The following is a 16,064-nucleotide window of genomic DNA, read 5'->3' on the forward strand; positions in this document are numbered from 1 at the left end:
GATCGACAATCCGCCATGCGCCCCGGCGGTCCGCCGGCGGTCAACCGGTGCGCGTCACCACGGCGTTCGGCCCGGCGCGCGGGCGACGAGCCAGTCGAGGACCTCGGGGGCGGCGGTGAGGACCGAGACATGGCCCTCGTCCGGGAGGACGCGGAGTTCGGCGGTCGGCATGTGCCGGGCGAGCCAGGCGGCGTGGCCGGCCGGGACCATGCGGTCGTGGCCGCCGTGCAGGAGGAGGACGGGCGTGCGGACGGCGGCCGGGTCGAAGCCCCACGGGGTGACATAGGCGAGGTTGTCGTCGATCATGCCGTCGGGTTCGCCCTGGAGGGCCCGGCCGGCGACCGAGGCGAGCCAGCCCCACTCGGCGGCCAGCGCGGCGTGGTCGGCGGGGGTGAACATCTCCGGGTCGTAGTCGCTGCCTGCCAGGTACTCCTCCAGCGGGGCGCGGCCCGCGACGGAGGCCCTCAGCTCGGCCAGGCTCGACGGGCACATGCCGGCGAACCAGTCGAGCCCCTCGGCGCCGTACGGGGCGAGCCCGGAGCCGCCGACCGTCGCCACCACGCGGTCCGGGAGCAGCGCGGCGCACGCGAGGGCGTGCGGGCCTCCGCCGGAGTGGCCGAGCACGGCGAAGCGCCCGATACCGAGGGCGTCGGCGACGGCGGCGACGTCCGCCGCGGCGGCCGCGATGTCCCGCCCGGGGTGCGGGGTGGAGCCGCCGTATCCGGGCCGGTCGTAGGAGAACCAGCGGATGCCGCGTTTCCGCGCGGCCTCGAAGAGGGGTTGCGGCGGCTCCCCCACATTGGGCGTGCCGTGCAGCCAGACGACGGGGAGGTCGTCGCCGCCCGCCGCCGGTCCGGTGTCGTAGAAGTGAAGGGTTCGTCCGTCGCGCAGTTCGGTGTCCGCTTCGGTGACCATGCGCCGAGTCTAGGAACCGCCACTGACAGCCGTGCGGCGTTCGGCCGCGCCGCTCAGGCGACCGGCTGGTGGGCCGCCGGGAGGTGGGGCGGGCGGTGGGCCGCAAGGGTGCGGATGTGGAAGGCGTGGACGACCTCGGCGACGCCGAGCACGACCAGCCACACCCCGGAGACCAGGGTGAGCGTCGCGAGGGAGCCGAAGGGCGAGACGATCAGGACGATGCCCGCCAGGAGAAGATCTGCCGGCCGCGGGCGGGCAGGCCTTCGGTGGAGATCGCCGCGGCGATCAGCATGATGCCGCGCAGCAGCCAGCCGAAGCCGATCCGCAGGGCGAGCAGGAGCAGGGACTGCGCCGCCCCGCGGAAGCAGATCAGGCCGAGCAGGATGCTCAGGGCGCCGGTGACGAAGTTCAGTACGCGCAGGCTGCCCGGCACGTGCGGGCCGAAGGCGCCGGCCGGCTGGAGGACGCCGCTGATCAGCAGGTAGACGCCGAAGAGCACACCGACCACGAGCAGTGTCTCGCCGGGCCATGCCAGGACGCAGACGCCGAGGGCGATCGCAGCGACTCCGGCGGTCAGGAGGACCTGCCGGCCCCGTTTGGAGAGGGCGCCGAGAAGTCCCGCCGGCATTCCGGCGGAGGGGTAGGTGGTCATGACACCCGCCTTTCGCGGACGGACCGAGGACCTTGCTGGAGAGCCCGTTCATCGTGCGTCGCCCCGGGCACGCCCGCCAGCCGTCCAGATTGTCGGTGATGGGCCGCTTATGCGGCGGGCGCCCGGGCAGGCGCCGGGAGTACGACTGGACCCCGCCGACGTGGCGCGGCGTGCGGAGGGCCGCCTTGCGGACCGTCCGAACACGATCGCCCGGCAAGAGGAGACTTCATGAACGCCCCGACACCGCACGAGAACGCGGCCCGGCCCGAGGACGCGGCGACCGCGGCGGAGATCGCCGACACCGAGGCCGTACTGGCCGACCTGGCGTGCAGGACGGCCCTGCTGCCGCAGGTGCCTCCGGCCGACGGCGAGGATCCGCGCCCCGAGGGGGCCGTCTCGCTGCCGGTGATCGAACAGGACGGCACCCAGTACATCCCCGTGTTCACGGCCGAGGAGACACTCGTGGCGGCCGGCGGGGACCCGGCGACCGCGGTGCGCATCCCCGTCGCCGAACTGGCCGCGAACTGGCCGACCGACGACCTGTGGCTGGCGGTCGACCCGTCCACCGAGGAGGGACTGGCCCTGCCCCCGGACCTGGTGCGGGCGCTGCCGGTCTTCGCCGAGGCCGCCGAGGGGGCCGGTGCGCGGGGACGGGACGCCGGGGAGTCCGGGCAGACGCCGCTCGGCTGAGCGGGGGACCTCCCCCGCACCGGCGCGCCGGCGCCGCCGCTGTCAGACCGGTACGCCCTGCGGTCCCTTGATCCGCTTCATGATCATCTGCGAGTTGACCTCGCTCACTCCCGGCAGCGAGATCAGCTTCTCGGTCCAGAAGCGCTCGTAGGCGTCGCTGTCGTTCACGGCGATGCGCAGCAGGCAGCCCGGCGCGCCGTAGAGCCGGTACGCCTCCACGATGTCCGGAGTGGACCGGACCTGGGCCTCGAACGACTCGACGGACTCGCGGTCCCTGCGCACCTCGACGGAGGCGAAGACCTCGAAGCCGCGGCCCACTGCGGCCGGGTCGACCACGGCGCGGTAGCTCTGGATCACGCCGCCCTCCTCCAGCTGGCGCACCCGGCGCAGGCAGGGCGAGGGGGTCAGTCCGACGCGGGCGGCGAGCTCCTGGTTGGTGAGCCGGCCGTCCGCCTGGAGTTCACGCAAGATACTTCTGTCAATGGCGTCCATATCGGCGATTCCTACCACGATCACGCGGTCTACGCGGGCTGATTCGCAATCGCGTGCCCGCTCCTTGCGCATATCCTTGCGGCGGAGGAATGGGCGCACACGCGAGCGAGGGACACGTGAAGCACATCGTCGTGATCGGCACCGGCGGCACGATCGCCAGCCGGTGGCAGGGGGTCGGTTACGCGGCCGAGGCCGCCGGCCGCGAGGTGCTGTCGGCGGGCGCGGTCCCCGAGGACGTCGAGGTCACCGTCCGGGACCTGTTCACGGTGAACAGCTCCCGGCTGACCAGCGCCCACCAGATGCGCCTGCTGCACACGGTGCACGAGGTGCTGGCCGACCCGGCCGTGGACGGCATCGTGATCACGCACGGCACCGACACCATGGAGGAGTCCGCCTTTCTGCTGGACCTCCACCACGACGACCGGCGACCGGTGGTGTTCACCGGCGCCCAGCTGCCCCTGGACTCCACCGACGGCGACGCCGCGGGCAATCTGTACGACGCCCTGCTGACCGCCGCGACCGCCGAGGACATCGGCGTGGTCATCACCTTCGGCGGCTTCGTGCACGCCGCCCGCGGCACCGTCAAGGCGCACACGCTGCACGTGCAGGCCTTCGCCGACCCGTCGGGACGGCCGCTGGGGCGGGTGAAGTTCGGCGAGATCGCGTGGGGCAGGCCGCGCCCGCGGGCGGCCGCGCTGCCGCTGCCGGACACCGGGGCGACGGCGCCGCGCGTCGACGTGGTGATGCATCACGTCGACGCCGACCCGGTGCTCTTCGACGCCGCGCTGGCGGCCGGGGCCAAGGGCATCGTGCTGGTGGGCACCGGCGCGGGCAACGCCACCCCTGAGTTCACCGGGGCCGTGCGCCGGGCGGTGGACGCGGGCGTCCTGGTCGCCGTGAGCACCCGGGTCGCGGCGGGCCCGGTGGCGCCGATGTACACGGGCGGGGGTGCCGTGGACCTCGCGGCGGCCGGCGCCGTGCTGGCCGGCACGCTGCGCGCGGGGCAGGCCAGGATCGCCGTGCTCGCCGCGCTGCTCTCGACGCCGGACCCCGCGGAGCGCACCGAGGCGCTGCGGCGCATCGTCGGGACCGCCCAGGAGCGTACGCCCGCGGTCGCCTGAGTCCGCGTCAGCGCCCCGTCCCACCGCCCACCAGGGGCCGTTCGGTCCGCACCATCAGAGGTTGATCTGGTTGATGGTGTCCGCCAGCGAGTCCAGGAACTTGTTGATCGCGGGCGCCATGCCCGTGGAAGCCAGGAAGAAGCCGAAGAGCGCGGCAACGATCGCCGGTCCGACTTTGAGTGTTTTGCCCCTGATGAGCACGACCATGATGATCGCCAACAAGAGCACCACGGACAGGGAGATGGCCACTGGGGATCACATCCTCGGTCTGACGCCTCATCGTTCCGGGGGAACAGCGGCCTGCCGCGCCCCCGCGACGTCCATCGTGCCACCTGCCGCCGACACCGAGACCCCGCAGGGCTCACCTTCCCCGCAGACCGGGCACGCACACCTGTGACGCCGGGCACGGTGCCCGCCGGAGGGCCACCTCGGGACCGCGTCCCGACCGCCTCCGACGAGGCGAATCCCCGCATTGCGCGCCGAGTTCGGAATGCATTCCCGTCAAACCGTTGGCGTGCACATCCAGTTGTTGCGCAAAGGGCCGCCACCGACTCCTGATGCCGGCCTTTCGTCCTGTTCAACCGTTTCATGACCGGACATGAGCGGATGAATGCGACAGGGGAATGAGATGTCAACCCCGGGGTAGCCGAGGTGTCATCCGCATTCCAGCAAGAATTTACTCGACAGGGTTCAGCTCGCTATGGTGCCTCGAATGTTCCAGCCCCCGCAGACGGACACCCTGCCCCCGCAGAGCATCGACGGCACATCCCCGCCGGCGCGGTCCGCGCGCCCTCCGGCGCGCAGGGAGCCGTCCCCCGCTCCGCGCGGGACACCCGACTCCGCGCCCGACTCCGCGGCGGGCGGGCCCGGTTCGGCGGGCGGTCGCGACCCGTTCTTCGACAACGCCAAGTACCTCGCCATCGTTCTGGTCGCGATGGGTCACACCTGGGGACCGCTCACCACGGGCAGCCGCGCCACCCTCGCGCTGTACCTGGTCGTGTACGCCTTCCACATGCCGGCGTTCATCGTCATCTCCGGCTACTTCTCCCGGAACTTCGACGCCCGCCCGGACCGGGTGCGGCGCCTGGTCACCGGAGTCCTCGTGCCGTACGTGCTGTTCGAGACGGCGTACGGCCTCTTCAGGCGCTGGGCGGAGCACGACCCGTCGCAGCCGATCAGCGTCTTCGACCCGTGGTACCTGACCTGGTTCCTGATCGCCCTGTTCATCTGGCGGCTGACCAGCCCGATCTGGCGGATCGTCCGGCAGCCCGTCGCGGTGGCGCTGGTGATCGCCGCGGTCGCCACGACCTCGGCCGGCATCGAGGGCACGCTGGACCTCCCGCGGGTCCTGCAGTTCCTGCCGTTCTTCGTGGTGGGCCTGTGCGCGAAGCCGGAGTGGTTCCACGTCCTGCGGGGCCGCCGGATGCGCCTGCCGACGGCACTGGTCTTCGCCGCGGCGCTGGCCGCCGCCTACTGGGCGGCGCCCGCGTCGACGCCGACGTGGCTCTACCACCAGGCGTCCACCGCCCGGTTGGGGCTGCCCTGGTGGACCGGTGTGGTGACGACCGTCGCCCTCTTCGCCGGCTCGCTGCTGCTGACCGCGTGCTTCTTCGCGTGGGTGCCGCGCCGGCGGACCTGGTTCACCGCCCTGGGGGCGGGGACGCTCTACGGCTACCTGCTGCACGGCTTCGTCGTGAAGACCGCTCTGTCCCTGGGCTGGTTCGACCGCCCCTGGGTGCACACCCCACCGGGCAGGGTGGCCTTCACCCTGATCGCGGGCGCCGTGGTCACCGTGCTGTGCACCCCGCCGGTGCAGAGGGTGTTCCGCTTCGCGGTGCAGCCCAGGATGGCCTGGGCGTTCCGCCGTACCGAACCGGTCAGTCCCGGCACACGATGAGCAGGGCGCGGTCGTCGTTGACGTCCTTGGCGACCGCCTCGATCAACTGCCAGGCCGAGCCCCGGAAGCCGTGCGCGACATAGCGGTCGGCCTCGCCGATGAGCCGGTCGATGCCCTCGGCGAGATCGCGGCCGGCGGCCTCCACCAGGCCGTCGGTGAACAGCAGCAGGACGTCGCCGGAGCGCAGCGTGCCCTTCACACCGTGGAACTCCGCACCGTCGTAGACGCCCAGCAGGGGGCCCTCGGCCGCCTTCTCCTCCCAGCGGCCGGTGCCGGCGCTGAGCTGCATGCCGGGCAGGTGCCCCGCGGAGAGCAGTTCGTAGTCGCCGGTCTCCAGGTCCAGCACCAGGTGGACGGAGGTGGCGAAGCCCTCGTCCCAGTTCTGCCGCAGCAGATAGCCGTTGGCGGCGGTGAGGAAGGCGTGCGGCGGGAGCGAGCCCAGCAGGCCGCCGAAGGCGCCGGACAGCAGCAGGGCCCGTGAACCGGCGTCCATACCCTTGCCGGAGACGTCGGTGAGGACGGCCTCCAGGATCCGCCCGCCGGTGGTGCGGGTGGCCACCACGAAGTCGCCGGAGAACGACTGGCCGCCGGCCGGGCGCAGCGCCATCTCCGCGTGCCAGCCGTCCGGCAGCCGGGGGATCCTGCTCTGCACCCGGATGCGCTCACGCAGGTCGAAGAGCATGGTGCCGCCGCGCATCCAGGGCACGCCGACCCGGGCGCGGAACTGGGCGACGACCAGCCCGGCGAGCGCGACCGCCGCCACGACCAGCACGGTGCCGGGGGTGACCCGGCCCACGCCGTCCCGGTACGGGCCCAGCACCGCCGACTCCACGACCAGCGCCACGGCCGAGCTGCCGTACAGCAGCAGCAGGCTCGACGGCCGCAGCAGCAGCCCGCCGAGGAGGACGGGGAGCACGAGCGTGGTCGGCGGGCACCACTGCGGGGACAGCACGGTGCCCCACGCGATCACGGGGACGCAGAGCAGCAGGACGACCAGGGCCAGCCAGTCCGCGGCGTCGCCCCGGAAGTAGTCGACCGCGGATTTGCGCAGGCCGACGCGAGCCCGGTGGGCCGTCCTCCCCCACCTGGCCCTCAAGCCGTCTCCTACCGGGCGTTGTGCCATGTTCCCGGCGACCCTATCCACTGTCACCCGTTCTCCGCAGCGCAGGTCCCCCCGGCGGTTCGCCGCCCCCGGCGGCGGACGGCGAAAATCGCTCGCCGGTACGGGAGGCCGCTGGTAGGCAGGAGTCATGACGGTGGACTTGCGGGTTCTGGAACCCGAGCAGTGGGACACGTGGTTCGGCACGCTGGAGCGGGCCTTCGGCACCGCGGCCTGGCCGGCGGAGGAGCGGGAGTTCGACCGCTCGGTGACGGAGACCGGGCGGTCGCTGGCCGCCTGGGACGGCGACGAGATCGTCGGAACGGCAGGGGCCTTCTCCTTCCGGCCGGCGGTGCCGGGCGGCGCTGTGGTGCCCGCGGCGGGCGTGACGATGGTGAGCGTCGCCGCGACGCACCGGCGCCGCGGGGTGCTGACCGCCATGATGCGGCGGCAACTGGACGAGGTGCGCGCGCTCGGCGAGCCGCTTGCGGTGCTGACCGCCTCAGAACCGGCGATTTACGGCCGTTTCGGCTACGCGGTGGCCACCGACCAGATGATCGTGGACATCGACACCGTGCGCGCGGGCCTGACGGTGCCCGACGGCGCCGATGACGTACGGCTGCGCTTCGCGGACCCCGAGGCGTCGGTGCCGGCGTGCGAAGCGGTCTACGCACGGCTGGTCCCGGGCCGCCCGGGCATGCTGGAGCGGCGGCCCGGGTGGGAGCGCAAGGGGGTGCTGGACCCGGAGGCGCACCGCGACGGGGCCTCGAAGCTGCAGTGCGTGCTCGCCGAACGGGACGGCGAGGTGGTCGGCTACGTGCGCTACGCGGTCAAGAGCTCCTGGAACGCCCACGGCCCCGACGGCACGGTCGTGCTGCGCGACCTGGAGGCGCTGGACCCGGCTGCGCGCGGCGCGCTGTGGCGCTACCTGTTCGGCATCGACCTGACCTGCCGGGTGACCTCCCGCAACCGCCCGGCCGACGACGCGATCCTGCACATGGTGGACGACGTACGCCGCTGCGGCGTGCGCTTCAAGGAGGGCATGCTGCTGCGCCCGGTCGAGGTGGGCGCCGCCCTCGCCGCCCGTACGTACACCGCGCCGGTGGACGTCGTGCTGGAGGTCACCGACCCCTTCTGCCCCTGGAACGAGGGCCGGTGGCGGCTCTGCGGCGACGCCAAGGGCGCCTCGTGCGAGCGCACGACCGACCCGGCGGACCTCGCGCTGTCCGCTCGGGAGCTGGGCGCGGCCTACCTCGGCGGCACCTCCCTCACCGCGCTGGAGCGCGCGGGCCGCGTACGGGAACTGCGCCGCGGAGCACTGAAGGAGGCCTCGGTCGCCTTCGGCAGCGACATCGCGCCGTGGCTGCCGCACGGCTTCTGAACAGGGCTCAGGAAGCCGGCTGACAACCCGGGCACCAGAACAGGTTCCGCGCCGCGAGGGCGGCGGTGCGGACCTCGGTGCCCTCGCCCCGGCGACGCGGGAGCCCCACCCGGCGCACCCAGGGCAACACCTCGCCACCGCCCGAGCAGGGCTCAGGAAACCGGCTGACAACCCGGGCACCAGAACAGGTTCCGCGCCGCGAGGGCGGCGGTGCGGACCTCGGTGCCCTCGCCCCAGCGGCGCGGGAGCCCCACCCGGCGCAACCGGGGCAACACCTCGCCACCGCCCGAGCAGGGCTCAGGAAGCGGGCTGACAGCCCGGGCACCAGAACAGGTTCCGCGCCGCGAGGGCGGCGGTGCGGACCTCGGTGCCGCAGACGAGGCAGGGCATGGCGGCGCGGCGGTAGACGTAGACCTCGCCGCCGTGGTCGTCGACGCGCGGCGGGCGGCCCATGGCCTCCGGCGTGTGCTCGGGCCGGACGGTGTCGATCCGGTTGTTGCGCACGCCCTCGCGCATGAGGGCCACCAGGTCGTCCCAGACCGCCCGCCACCGGGCGGGGCCCAGGTCGCGGCCCGCGGTGTAGGGGTCGATGCCGTGCCGGAAGAGGACCTCGGCGCGGTAGACGTTGCCGACGCCCGCGACGACCTTCTGGTCCATGAGCAGGGCGGCGACGCTGGTGCGGCTGCGCGCTATGCGCGACCACGCGAGGTCGCCGGTGTCGGCGCTGCGCAGCGGATCGGGGCCGAGGCGGTCGTGGATCGCCTGCTTCTCCCCGTCCGTGATCAGCTCGCAGGCCGTGGGGCCGCGCAGGTCCATGTGGTCGTCACCGGTGGCCAGCCGGAGCCGGACCTGGCCGACGGGCGTGCCGCCCGGTCCGGCGCCGAAGCCGCACTTGCCGTACAGGCCGAGGTGTACGTGGACCCACCCCAGGGGCCCGAAGCCCAGGAACAGGTGCTTGCCGTGGGCCTCCGCGCCCTGCAGCACCTGGCCGTCCAGGAGCGCGGCGCCGTCGGAGAACTTGCCCTGCGGACTGCTCGCGCGGACCACGCGGCCGCCGAAGCGCTCCTCGTGGTCCGCGGCGAGGCGGTGGATCGTATGCCCTTCGGGCATGCCCGGATCAGCCCTCCCGGGGGTCGGCCGGGACGGGCGGCAGTTCGCCGGTGGCCTCGTAGGCGGTGAGCATGCCGATGCGGCGGGAGTGCCGCTCCTCACCCGAGTACGGGGTGTTCAGGAAAACCTCGACGAACCGCGTCGCGTCCTCCTGGGAGTGCATGCGGGCGCCGACGCTGATGACGTTGGCGTCGTTGTGCTCGCGGCCCAGGGTGGCGGTCTCCTCGCTCCATGCGAGCACGGCGCGCACGCCCTTGACCTTGTTGGCCGCGATGGCCTCGCCGTTGCCGGAGCCGCCGATGACGATGCCGCGGGCCTCGGGGTCGGCGGCGGCGCCCTCTGCGGCGCGCAGGCAGAACGGCGGGTAGTCGTCCAGGGCGTCGTAGACGTGCGGTCCGCAGTCGACGGGCTCGTGGCCGTGGGCCTTGAGCCACTCGACGAGGTGGTTCTTCAGTTCAAAGCCGGCATGGTCGGAGCCGAGGTACACGCGCATAGCGTCGAGTGTGGCACGGCAGCCCCTGAGGGTGGCGACCCGGGTGCTCCGAGTGAGGGGGGTGAAGACGGCGTGCGGTGTACGTGAGGGAGATCTGAGGTGGATTTGAGGGTAAAACAACGAAACGGAATCAAAGGTTCCCGCGGCGGCCGCGGCAGTGTTTCATGCCACCCCATGAGTACACGTCCCCCCACACCAGTGGCCGACTCCCGCGCCGAGGCCCACAAGGCCGAGCCGGAGTCCGGCTCCGGCCTGCAGGCCGGGCTCAAGAACCGCCATCTGTCGATGATCGCGATCGGCGGTGTCATCGGCGCGGGCCTGTTCGTGGGCTCCGGCTCCGGCATCGCCGCCGCGGGCCCCGGCATCCTCGTCTCGTACGCCCTCGTCGGCGTCATGGTCGTCTTCGTGATGCGCATGCTCGGCGAGATGGCCGCCGCCAACCCGACCTCGGGCTCCTTCTCCGCGTACGCGGACCGCGCGCTCGGCCGGTGGGCCGGCTTCTCGATCGGCTGGCTGTACTGGTTCTTCTGGGTCGTGGTGCTGGCGGTCGAGGCGACCGCCGGTGCCAAGATTTTGGAGGGCTGGGTGCCCGCCGTGCCGCAGTGGGCCTGGGCGCTGATCGTGATGACCGTGCTGACCGCGACCAACCTCGCCTCGGTCGCCTCGTACGGCGAGTTCGAGTTCTGGTTCGCCGGGATCAAGGTCGTGGCCATCGGCGGCTTCATCGTGCTGGGCGCGCTCGCGGTCTTCGGTGTGCTCCCCGGCGCGGACAACGACGCCGTGGGACTGGCCCATCTGACCGACCACGGCGGATTCCTGCCGAACGGACCGGGCAAGATCCTCACCGGTGTGCTGCTGGTGGTCTTCTCCTTCATGGGCAGCGAGATCGTCACCCTGGCCGCCGGCGAGTCCGAGGACCCCGAGCGCGCCGTCACCAGGGCCACCAACAGCGTGATCTGGCGGATCGGCGTCTTCTACCTGGGCTCGATCCTCATCGTCGTCTCGCTGCTGCCGTGGAACGACCCGGCGATCGCCAAGGACGGCTCCTACGTCGCGGCGCTGAACACCATCGGCATCCCGCACGCCGGTCAGATCATGAACGTGATCGTGCTGACCGCCGTACTGTCCTGCCTGAACTCCGGCCTCTACACGGCCTCCAGGATGGCGTTCTCGCTCGGCCGGCGCGGCGACGCGCCCAAGGCGTTCGGCCGCACCAGCCCGCGCGGTGTGCCGCGGGCGGCGATCCTCGGCTCGGTGGTCTTCGGCTTCGTCGCCGTCTTCTTCAACTACCGGTACCCGGACACCGTCTTCCTCTTCCTGCTCAACGCCTCCGGCGCGATCGCGCTGTTCGTGTGGCTGGTGATCTGCTTCTCCCAGTTGCGGATGCGGCGGATCATCCTGCGCGAGGCGCCGGAGCGGCTGCGGGTGCGGATGTGGCTGTACCCGTACCTGACCTGGGCGACCATCGCGATGATCGTGTTCGTCCTGGGCTACATGCTCACCGACGGCACCGACGGCGGGGGCCGCGACCAGGTGGTCGTCTCGGTCCTGGTGGCGCTGGGCGTGATCGGCGTCGCGGTGGTCCGCCAGTTGCTTCACAAGGGCCGGAAGGAAGCGGTCACCTCCTCGTAGACCGAGAGCGCGGCGGGTTCGCCGGCCGCCGCGTACCAGATGTTGACCTGGTACGACTTGCCTCCCTCGGTGAAGCCGAGCTGGCGGGCCTTCCACGGCACACCGGCCTGGCTGAAGGAGTAGTCCCACACGACGGCCGGACGGCCGCGGAACGTCGTCCGCTCCAGCCGGATCTTCCGGTAGTCGGGCACGTCGTGGGAGCCCGCCTCGAAGTCCTGCCACTGCTTCAGGAGATCGCCGCCCCGTGCGAGTGCGTACGAGGCGGCGATCTCCTCTTGTCCGTCCGGGGCGTGGTAGTGGACGTTGGACGGGCTCTTGGCCGTACGGGTCCAGCCGTGCGGGGGCTGCCAGGCGAAGCCGGTCTCGTTGCGGCCGGAGGACGCCGTCGTGGGTGACGTGGTGGGTGACGCGCCGGCCGACGCGGTCGCCGGGGGACGGCTGGTGCCGGCGACGACGGGGCCCTCGCGGTGGCCGGTGCGGGGCGCCGTGAGCACGACCACGGTCGCGGCGACGGCGGCCGCGGTCAGGCCCGCGCCGGTGAGCAGGGCGGCGCGGCGGAACCGGGAGCGCGCCGGGGGCGGGACGGGCATGGGCGCGGGAGGCAGCGGCGGGTCGGGCGGGGCGGCGGGTTCGGGCGCGGGTTCCGGGACGGGTGCGGGCTCGGGCTGCTCGGTCCTCGCGGCCGCGTACGCCTCCCAGCCGGGCGGGACCGCGTCCTCCGGCTCGGGTGCCGGAGGCGGGGCGGCCCCGCCCACCGCGAGCGTGGGGACGTACCCCTCCTCCGCCGGCGGCGGGGCCTGCCGGGTCACGACGGCGGGTCCGCCCGGGGGGTCCGCGAGGGCCGCCAGCGCCTCGTCGAGCAGGTCCAGGGTCGGACGCTCCTCGGGCTCCTTGCGCAGCAGGGCCGCCAGCGTCTCGCGCAGCGGGCCCGCTTCCGGCGGCAGTTGGGGCTCCTCGTACAGCACGGCGTGCAGCGTGGCCAGGGTGGTGGGACGGGCGAAGGGCGACTGCCCGGCCAGGGCCGCGCACAAGGTGGCACCCAGCGACCACAGGTCGGACGGCGGCCCCTGCTGCCGGCCCTCGATGCGCTCGGGGGCCATGTAGTCCGGCGAGCCGATGAGCATCCCGGCCATCGTGAGCGCGGCGGAGTCCTGGATCGCGGCGATCCCGAAGTCGGTGAGGACCACCCGCCCGCGGATGTCGATCAGGACGTTGCCGGGTTTGATGTCGCGGTGCAGCACGCCGACCGCGTGCACCTCGCGCAGCGCCCGTGCCAGACCGGTGGCGATCCGTACCGCCTCGGCCCGGCCGACCGGGCCGTCCCGCACCAGCACCTGTTCCAGGGACCGGCAGTCGACCAGTTCCATCACGATCCAGAGCCGGTCCGCCTCCTGGACCACGTCGTAGACGCGCACCACGTTGGGGTGGTCGATGCGGGCGGTGGCGCGCGCCTCGCGCAGGGTGCGCTCGCGCCGGACGCGCGCGTCCTCGGCCGTCATGTCGTCGAGCCGCATCTCCTTGACCGCGACCTGGCGGTCGAGGACCTCGTCGACGGCCCGCCACACCCGGCCCATCCCGCCCTGGCCGATCGGCTCCGCCAGCCGGTAGCGGCCCACCACCAGCCGGCCCCGCACTTCGCCGCCCGCGTTTCCCACCATGCCCGGACTCCCCACTGCGGGAGGAATTCCCCCTGCCCCTCAATTCCTGTCCGGTATCGCATCATTCACGACGGGTCCGGGACAGAAGTATGAACTTGCCACCATCACAGCATAGATGCCCCGAATCTTGTGGTACCTCTTCAGATACCGCTGATGCGGAGGCAAGAAGGGGGAAGCGCAATGCGCCTTTTCGATCGGCGAATTCACGTTCGGGAGACGGCCGCGGCGGCGGCCGTGCTGGCACTGGCGTTCGCCGGGCCCGCCTACGGGGCCGATCCCGTACCCGGCAGCGGCCAGGGGGGCTCCCCGGGGCCGAGCGTTCCCGCAGGGATGAAGGTGGGCACCGAACTGCCCTCCCGGATCTCCGTCGACAACTCGACGGAGAAGACCTCGATCACCGCGAAGGTCGTCAACAAGGGGGAGAAGGAGTCCCCGGAACTCACCTTGCTGGTCGTCGGATTCGACGCGCTCAAGGTCACCGGCGTCAAGGGCTGCGATCCGATCCCCAAGGGCAAACTGCCCAAGGGCGCCAACAGCGGGTTCAGTTGCGACGTCGGCACACTGGCCGCCGGGAAGAGCCGTAGCTACCCCGTGTCCGCGACCTACGACCTGCAGGGCAAGGGCAGGATCTGCCTGCCCGTCATGGGCAAGGACGGCGCACTGCTGTGGCAGCAGGGCCCCGTGCCCTTCGGCACCAGCAAGCCGACGCCCAACGCACCCGACACCCCGCTGCTGCTGGGCACCGACAACGTGCCCTTCGGCCCCGACTCGTCCGCCAGCCCCAGCCCGGGCCCCTCGGACACCCTCCCGAGCACCGGCGCCCCCGACCGCACGACCGTTCTCGCCCTCGGCGGCAGCCTGCTGCTGGCCGCGGGAGGCGCGGGCCTGTGGCTGACCCGGCGGCCGCGGTCGGCCCGGCACTGACCGGCCGCGACGACACGACGAAGGGGGCGGCCGGCGGCCGCCCCCTTCGTCAGGTGGAACAGGTCGTACGGATGGTGCGGTCAGCCGCGGCGGCCGACGAGCTTCCACGCGGCGGGCAGCGCGCCCATGGCCAGGGCGGCCTTGAGGGCGTCGCCGATCAGGTAGGGCGTCAGGCCCAGGGAGACGGCCTGGCCCGGCGACAGGTGCGCGGCCAGCGCGAGGTAGGGAACGCCGACGGCGTAGACGACGGCGCTGCCGATCACCATCGTGCCGGCCGTGCGCCACACGCTGCGGTCCGCGCCGCGGCGGGCCAGCCCGCCCACGACGGCGGCGGCCAGCGCCATGCCCAGGATGTAGCCGAAGCTGGGCGCGCCCGCGCCGGACGAGCCGTCCGCGAACCACGGCATCCCGGCGACGCCGGCCACCGCGTACAGCGCCAGCGCCAGCAGGCCGCGGCGGGCGCCGAGGGCGGTGCCGACCAGCAGCGCCGCGAAGGTCTGCCCCGTCACCGGCACCGGCGATCCGGGCACCGGCACCGACAACTGCGCGGCCAGGCCGGTCAGTACGGCGCCGCCCAGCACGAGGGTGGCGTCCCGCAGCCGCGACGCGGGGATGAGGTCGGCGAGGACCGGGTGGGTCCGTGCGACGGAAGCGGCGGGAACTGCGGTGGCCATCGGTACTCCGCGGGGTGAGGGTCTGTTCGGTCACCGCGACGTTAACCCGGCTCCCTCGTCCCGATCATCGTCGGCCGATCACAAAGCCCTGATCACCTTGGTGGTGACATCCCTACAAGGACCCCGTGTGCCACGTGAGCTTCGTCACGGGGACCGGGAAGTACCTTGTGGGATCTCTCCAATCGGCTCCGGCGCGCGGATGAGGCCGCCCCGGCGGTCTGCCGGGCCCCGCGGGGGCGGCCCCCGGGCATCGCTCTTATCCTTCTGCGACGGCGCCCCGCTCCGGATGCCGCCCGACCGCACCGAACTGGAGGCGTACCCGTCCCGATGAGTGCCCCGTCCCCGTCCTCGCCGTCCGCCTCCTCCGCGACGTCCGCGTCGTCCGCGTCGTCGTCCTCCCCGTCCCGGGTCACCGTGGTCGGCGAGGTCCTCGTGGACCTGCTGTGGCGCTCCGGGGAGCGCGGGGTGACCCCGCTGCCGGGCGGCAGCCCCGCCAACGTGGCGGTGGGCCTGCGGCGGCTCGGCCGGTCCACCACGTTGGTCACGACCTGGGGCGAGGACCCGCCCGGCGAGCTCGTCCGGGACCATCTGGCGGCGACCGGGATCGACGTCGTCCGCGCGGCGAGCCCGGCCGGACGGACGACGCTGGCGATGGCGTACGTGGACCGGGAGGGCTCCGCCTCGTACGACTTCCTGGCCTCCTGGGACCCCCAGGACCTGGCCGTACCGCCCGACACCGCGGTGCTGCACACCGGTTCGCTGGCCACCGTCCTCGAACCGGGGGCGGGCCGGGTGCTGGAGCTGTGCCGGGACCTGCACGCGCTCCCCGGGCGCACCGTGGCCGCCGACCTCAATGTGCGTCCCGCGGTGCAGCCGGACCGGCTCGCCTACCGCCAGGCGTGCCTGCGGCTGGCCGGGGTCACCGATGTCGTCAAGGCCAGTGACGCCGACCTGGCCTGGCTCTTCCCGCGCCTGGACCCCGCGGAGGCGGCCCGGGTCCTGCTGGCCGAGGGGCCGCGGCTGGCCGTCGTCACCCTGGGTGCCGCGGGCGCGCTGGCGGTCACCCGGGACGCGGTCGTGCGGGTGGCGGCACCGCGGGTGAACGTGGTCGACACCATCGGGGCCGGCGACGCCTTCCAGGCCGCGCTGCTGGACGGCCTCGCCACGTCGGGCGTGCCCGTCGCCCCGGAACGGCTGTCCGAGGTGCTGACCCGCTGCGTCACCGCCGCCGCGCTCAACTGCACGCGGGTGGGCGCCGATCCGCCGACGCGCGCCGAACTCGACGCGGCCTGCCCCGCCCGATAATCGCGGGCCCCGGCACCCGGG

Annotated in this window: 15 protein-coding genes and 1 pseudogene; 7 read left to right on the forward strand and 9 right to left on the reverse strand. The window is 73.1% G+C overall.

The features are described from left to right. Positions 1-54 precede the first annotated feature (54 nt). Both ACFYXS_RS02065 and ACFYXS_RS02070 read right to left on the reverse strand, forming a co-directional pair. Complete coding sequence (locus tag ACFYXS_RS02065; RefSeq protein ID WP_389242772.1) at positions 55-915, reverse strand: alpha/beta fold hydrolase; 861 nt, start codon at positions 913-915, stop codon at positions 55-57. A gap of 53 nt (positions 916-968) precedes the next feature. Continuing rightward, positions 969-1,567, reverse strand: a pseudogene (locus ACFYXS_RS02070) (HdeD family acid-resistance protein). Between the two features lie 228 nt (positions 1,568-1,795). Between ACFYXS_RS02070 and ACFYXS_RS02075 the strand changes: the two are divergent. Beyond that, positions 1,796-2,257, forward strand: coding sequence for an SseB family protein (locus ACFYXS_RS02075; RefSeq protein WP_389242774.1), 462 nt, complete (start codon positions 1,796-1,798; stop codon positions 2,255-2,257). Positions 2,258-2,299: 42 nt separating this feature from the next. Here ACFYXS_RS02075 and ACFYXS_RS02080 read toward each other — a convergent pair whose 3' ends face one another. After that, entirely contained in the window at positions 2,300-2,749 is a 450-nt protein-coding gene (locus tag ACFYXS_RS02080; RefSeq protein WP_389242776.1) for an Lrp/AsnC family transcriptional regulator, read from the reverse strand. 116 nt (positions 2,750-2,865) lie between these two features. Between ACFYXS_RS02080 and ACFYXS_RS02085 the strand changes: the two genes are divergently transcribed. Continuing rightward, a complete protein-coding gene (locus tag ACFYXS_RS02085) occupies positions 2,866-3,870 on the forward strand; it encodes an asparaginase (RefSeq protein ID WP_389242778.1) in 1,005 nt (334 codons plus the stop codon). Positions 3,871-3,924: 54 nt separating this feature from the next. Here the strand turns inward: ACFYXS_RS02085 and ACFYXS_RS02090 are convergent, their stop codons facing one another. Beyond that, positions 3,925-4,119 (reverse strand): hypothetical protein, encoded by a 195-nt coding sequence (locus ACFYXS_RS02090; RefSeq protein ID WP_319661351.1) that lies wholly within the window; start codon positions 4,117-4,119, stop codon positions 3,925-3,927. A gap of 463 nt (positions 4,120-4,582) precedes the next feature. On the opposite strand from ACFYXS_RS02090, the gene ACFYXS_RS02095 reads away from it, so the two are divergent. Next, positions 4,583-5,767, forward strand: a complete 1,185-nt coding sequence (locus ACFYXS_RS02095) for an acyltransferase family protein (protein ID WP_389242780.1) — start codon at positions 4,583-4,585, stop codon at positions 5,765-5,767. Here the strand turns inward: ACFYXS_RS02095 and ACFYXS_RS02100 are convergent. Further along, a complete protein-coding gene (locus tag ACFYXS_RS02100) occupies positions 5,748-6,890 on the reverse strand; it encodes a PP2C family protein-serine/threonine phosphatase (protein ID WP_389242782.1) in 1,143 nt (380 codons plus the stop codon). The two genes, ACFYXS_RS02095 and ACFYXS_RS02100, sit on opposite strands and share 20 nt — an antisense overlap. Positions 6,891-7,017: 127 nt before the next feature. Between ACFYXS_RS02100 and ACFYXS_RS02105 the strand changes: the two genes are divergently transcribed. After that, complete coding sequence (locus tag ACFYXS_RS02105; protein WP_389242784.1) at positions 7,018-8,247, forward strand: GNAT family N-acetyltransferase; 1,230 nt, start codon at positions 7,018-7,020, stop codon at positions 8,245-8,247. 297 nt (positions 8,248-8,544) lie between these two features. Here the strand turns inward: ACFYXS_RS02105 and ACFYXS_RS02110 are convergent, their stop codons facing one another. Next, complete coding sequence (locus tag ACFYXS_RS02110; protein ID WP_389242786.1) at positions 8,545-9,357, reverse strand: Fpg/Nei family DNA glycosylase; 813 nt, start codon at positions 9,355-9,357, stop codon at positions 8,545-8,547. A 7-nt stretch (positions 9,358-9,364) separates the two neighbouring features. Then, positions 9,365-9,850, reverse strand: a complete 486-nt coding sequence (locus ACFYXS_RS02115) for a ribose-5-phosphate isomerase (RefSeq protein WP_389242788.1) — start codon at positions 9,848-9,850, stop codon at positions 9,365-9,367. Between the two features lie 174 nt (positions 9,851-10,024). Here ACFYXS_RS02115 and ACFYXS_RS02120 point away from each other — a divergent pair, with 174 nt between their 5' ends. Then, the gene (locus ACFYXS_RS02120) at positions 10,025-11,482 is read left to right on the forward strand and encodes an amino acid permease (protein WP_389242791.1); all 1,458 of its coding nucleotides are present in this window, start codon (positions 10,025-10,027) and stop codon (positions 11,480-11,482) included. Here ACFYXS_RS02120 and ACFYXS_RS02125 read toward each other — a convergent pair. After that, the gene (locus tag ACFYXS_RS02125) at positions 11,446-13,140 is read right to left on the reverse strand and encodes a serine/threonine-protein kinase (RefSeq protein ID WP_389242793.1); all 1,695 of its coding nucleotides are present in this window, start codon (positions 13,138-13,140) and stop codon (positions 11,446-11,448) included. The genes ACFYXS_RS02120 and ACFYXS_RS02125 overlap by 37 nt on opposite strands. Positions 13,141-13,320: 180 nt before the next feature. On the opposite strand from ACFYXS_RS02125, the gene ACFYXS_RS02130 reads away from it, so the two are divergent. Continuing rightward, positions 13,321-14,064 carry an LPXTG cell wall anchor domain-containing protein gene (locus ACFYXS_RS02130; protein WP_389242795.1) on the forward strand — a complete coding sequence of 248 codons (744 nt, stop codon included), beginning with the start codon at positions 13,321-13,323 and terminating at the stop codon, positions 14,062-14,064. A gap of 80 nt (positions 14,065-14,144) precedes the next feature. On the opposite strand, the gene ACFYXS_RS02135 is transcribed toward ACFYXS_RS02130, so the two are convergent. Next, the gene (locus ACFYXS_RS02135; protein WP_389242797.1) at positions 14,145-14,738 is read right to left on the reverse strand and encodes a biotin transporter BioY; all 594 of its coding nucleotides are present in this window, start codon (positions 14,736-14,738) and stop codon (positions 14,145-14,147) included. A gap of 327 nt (positions 14,739-15,065) precedes the next feature. On the opposite strand from ACFYXS_RS02135, the gene ACFYXS_RS02140 reads away from it, so the two are divergent. Next, a complete protein-coding gene (locus tag ACFYXS_RS02140; RefSeq protein ID WP_389242799.1) occupies positions 15,066-16,043 on the forward strand; it encodes a carbohydrate kinase in 978 nt (325 codons plus the stop codon). Positions 16,044-16,064: the final 21 nt, after the last annotated feature.

Source organism: Streptomyces sp. NPDC002574 (assembly GCF_042889545.1).
GTDB lineage: Bacteria > Actinomycetota > Actinomycetes > Streptomycetales > Streptomycetaceae > Actinacidiphila.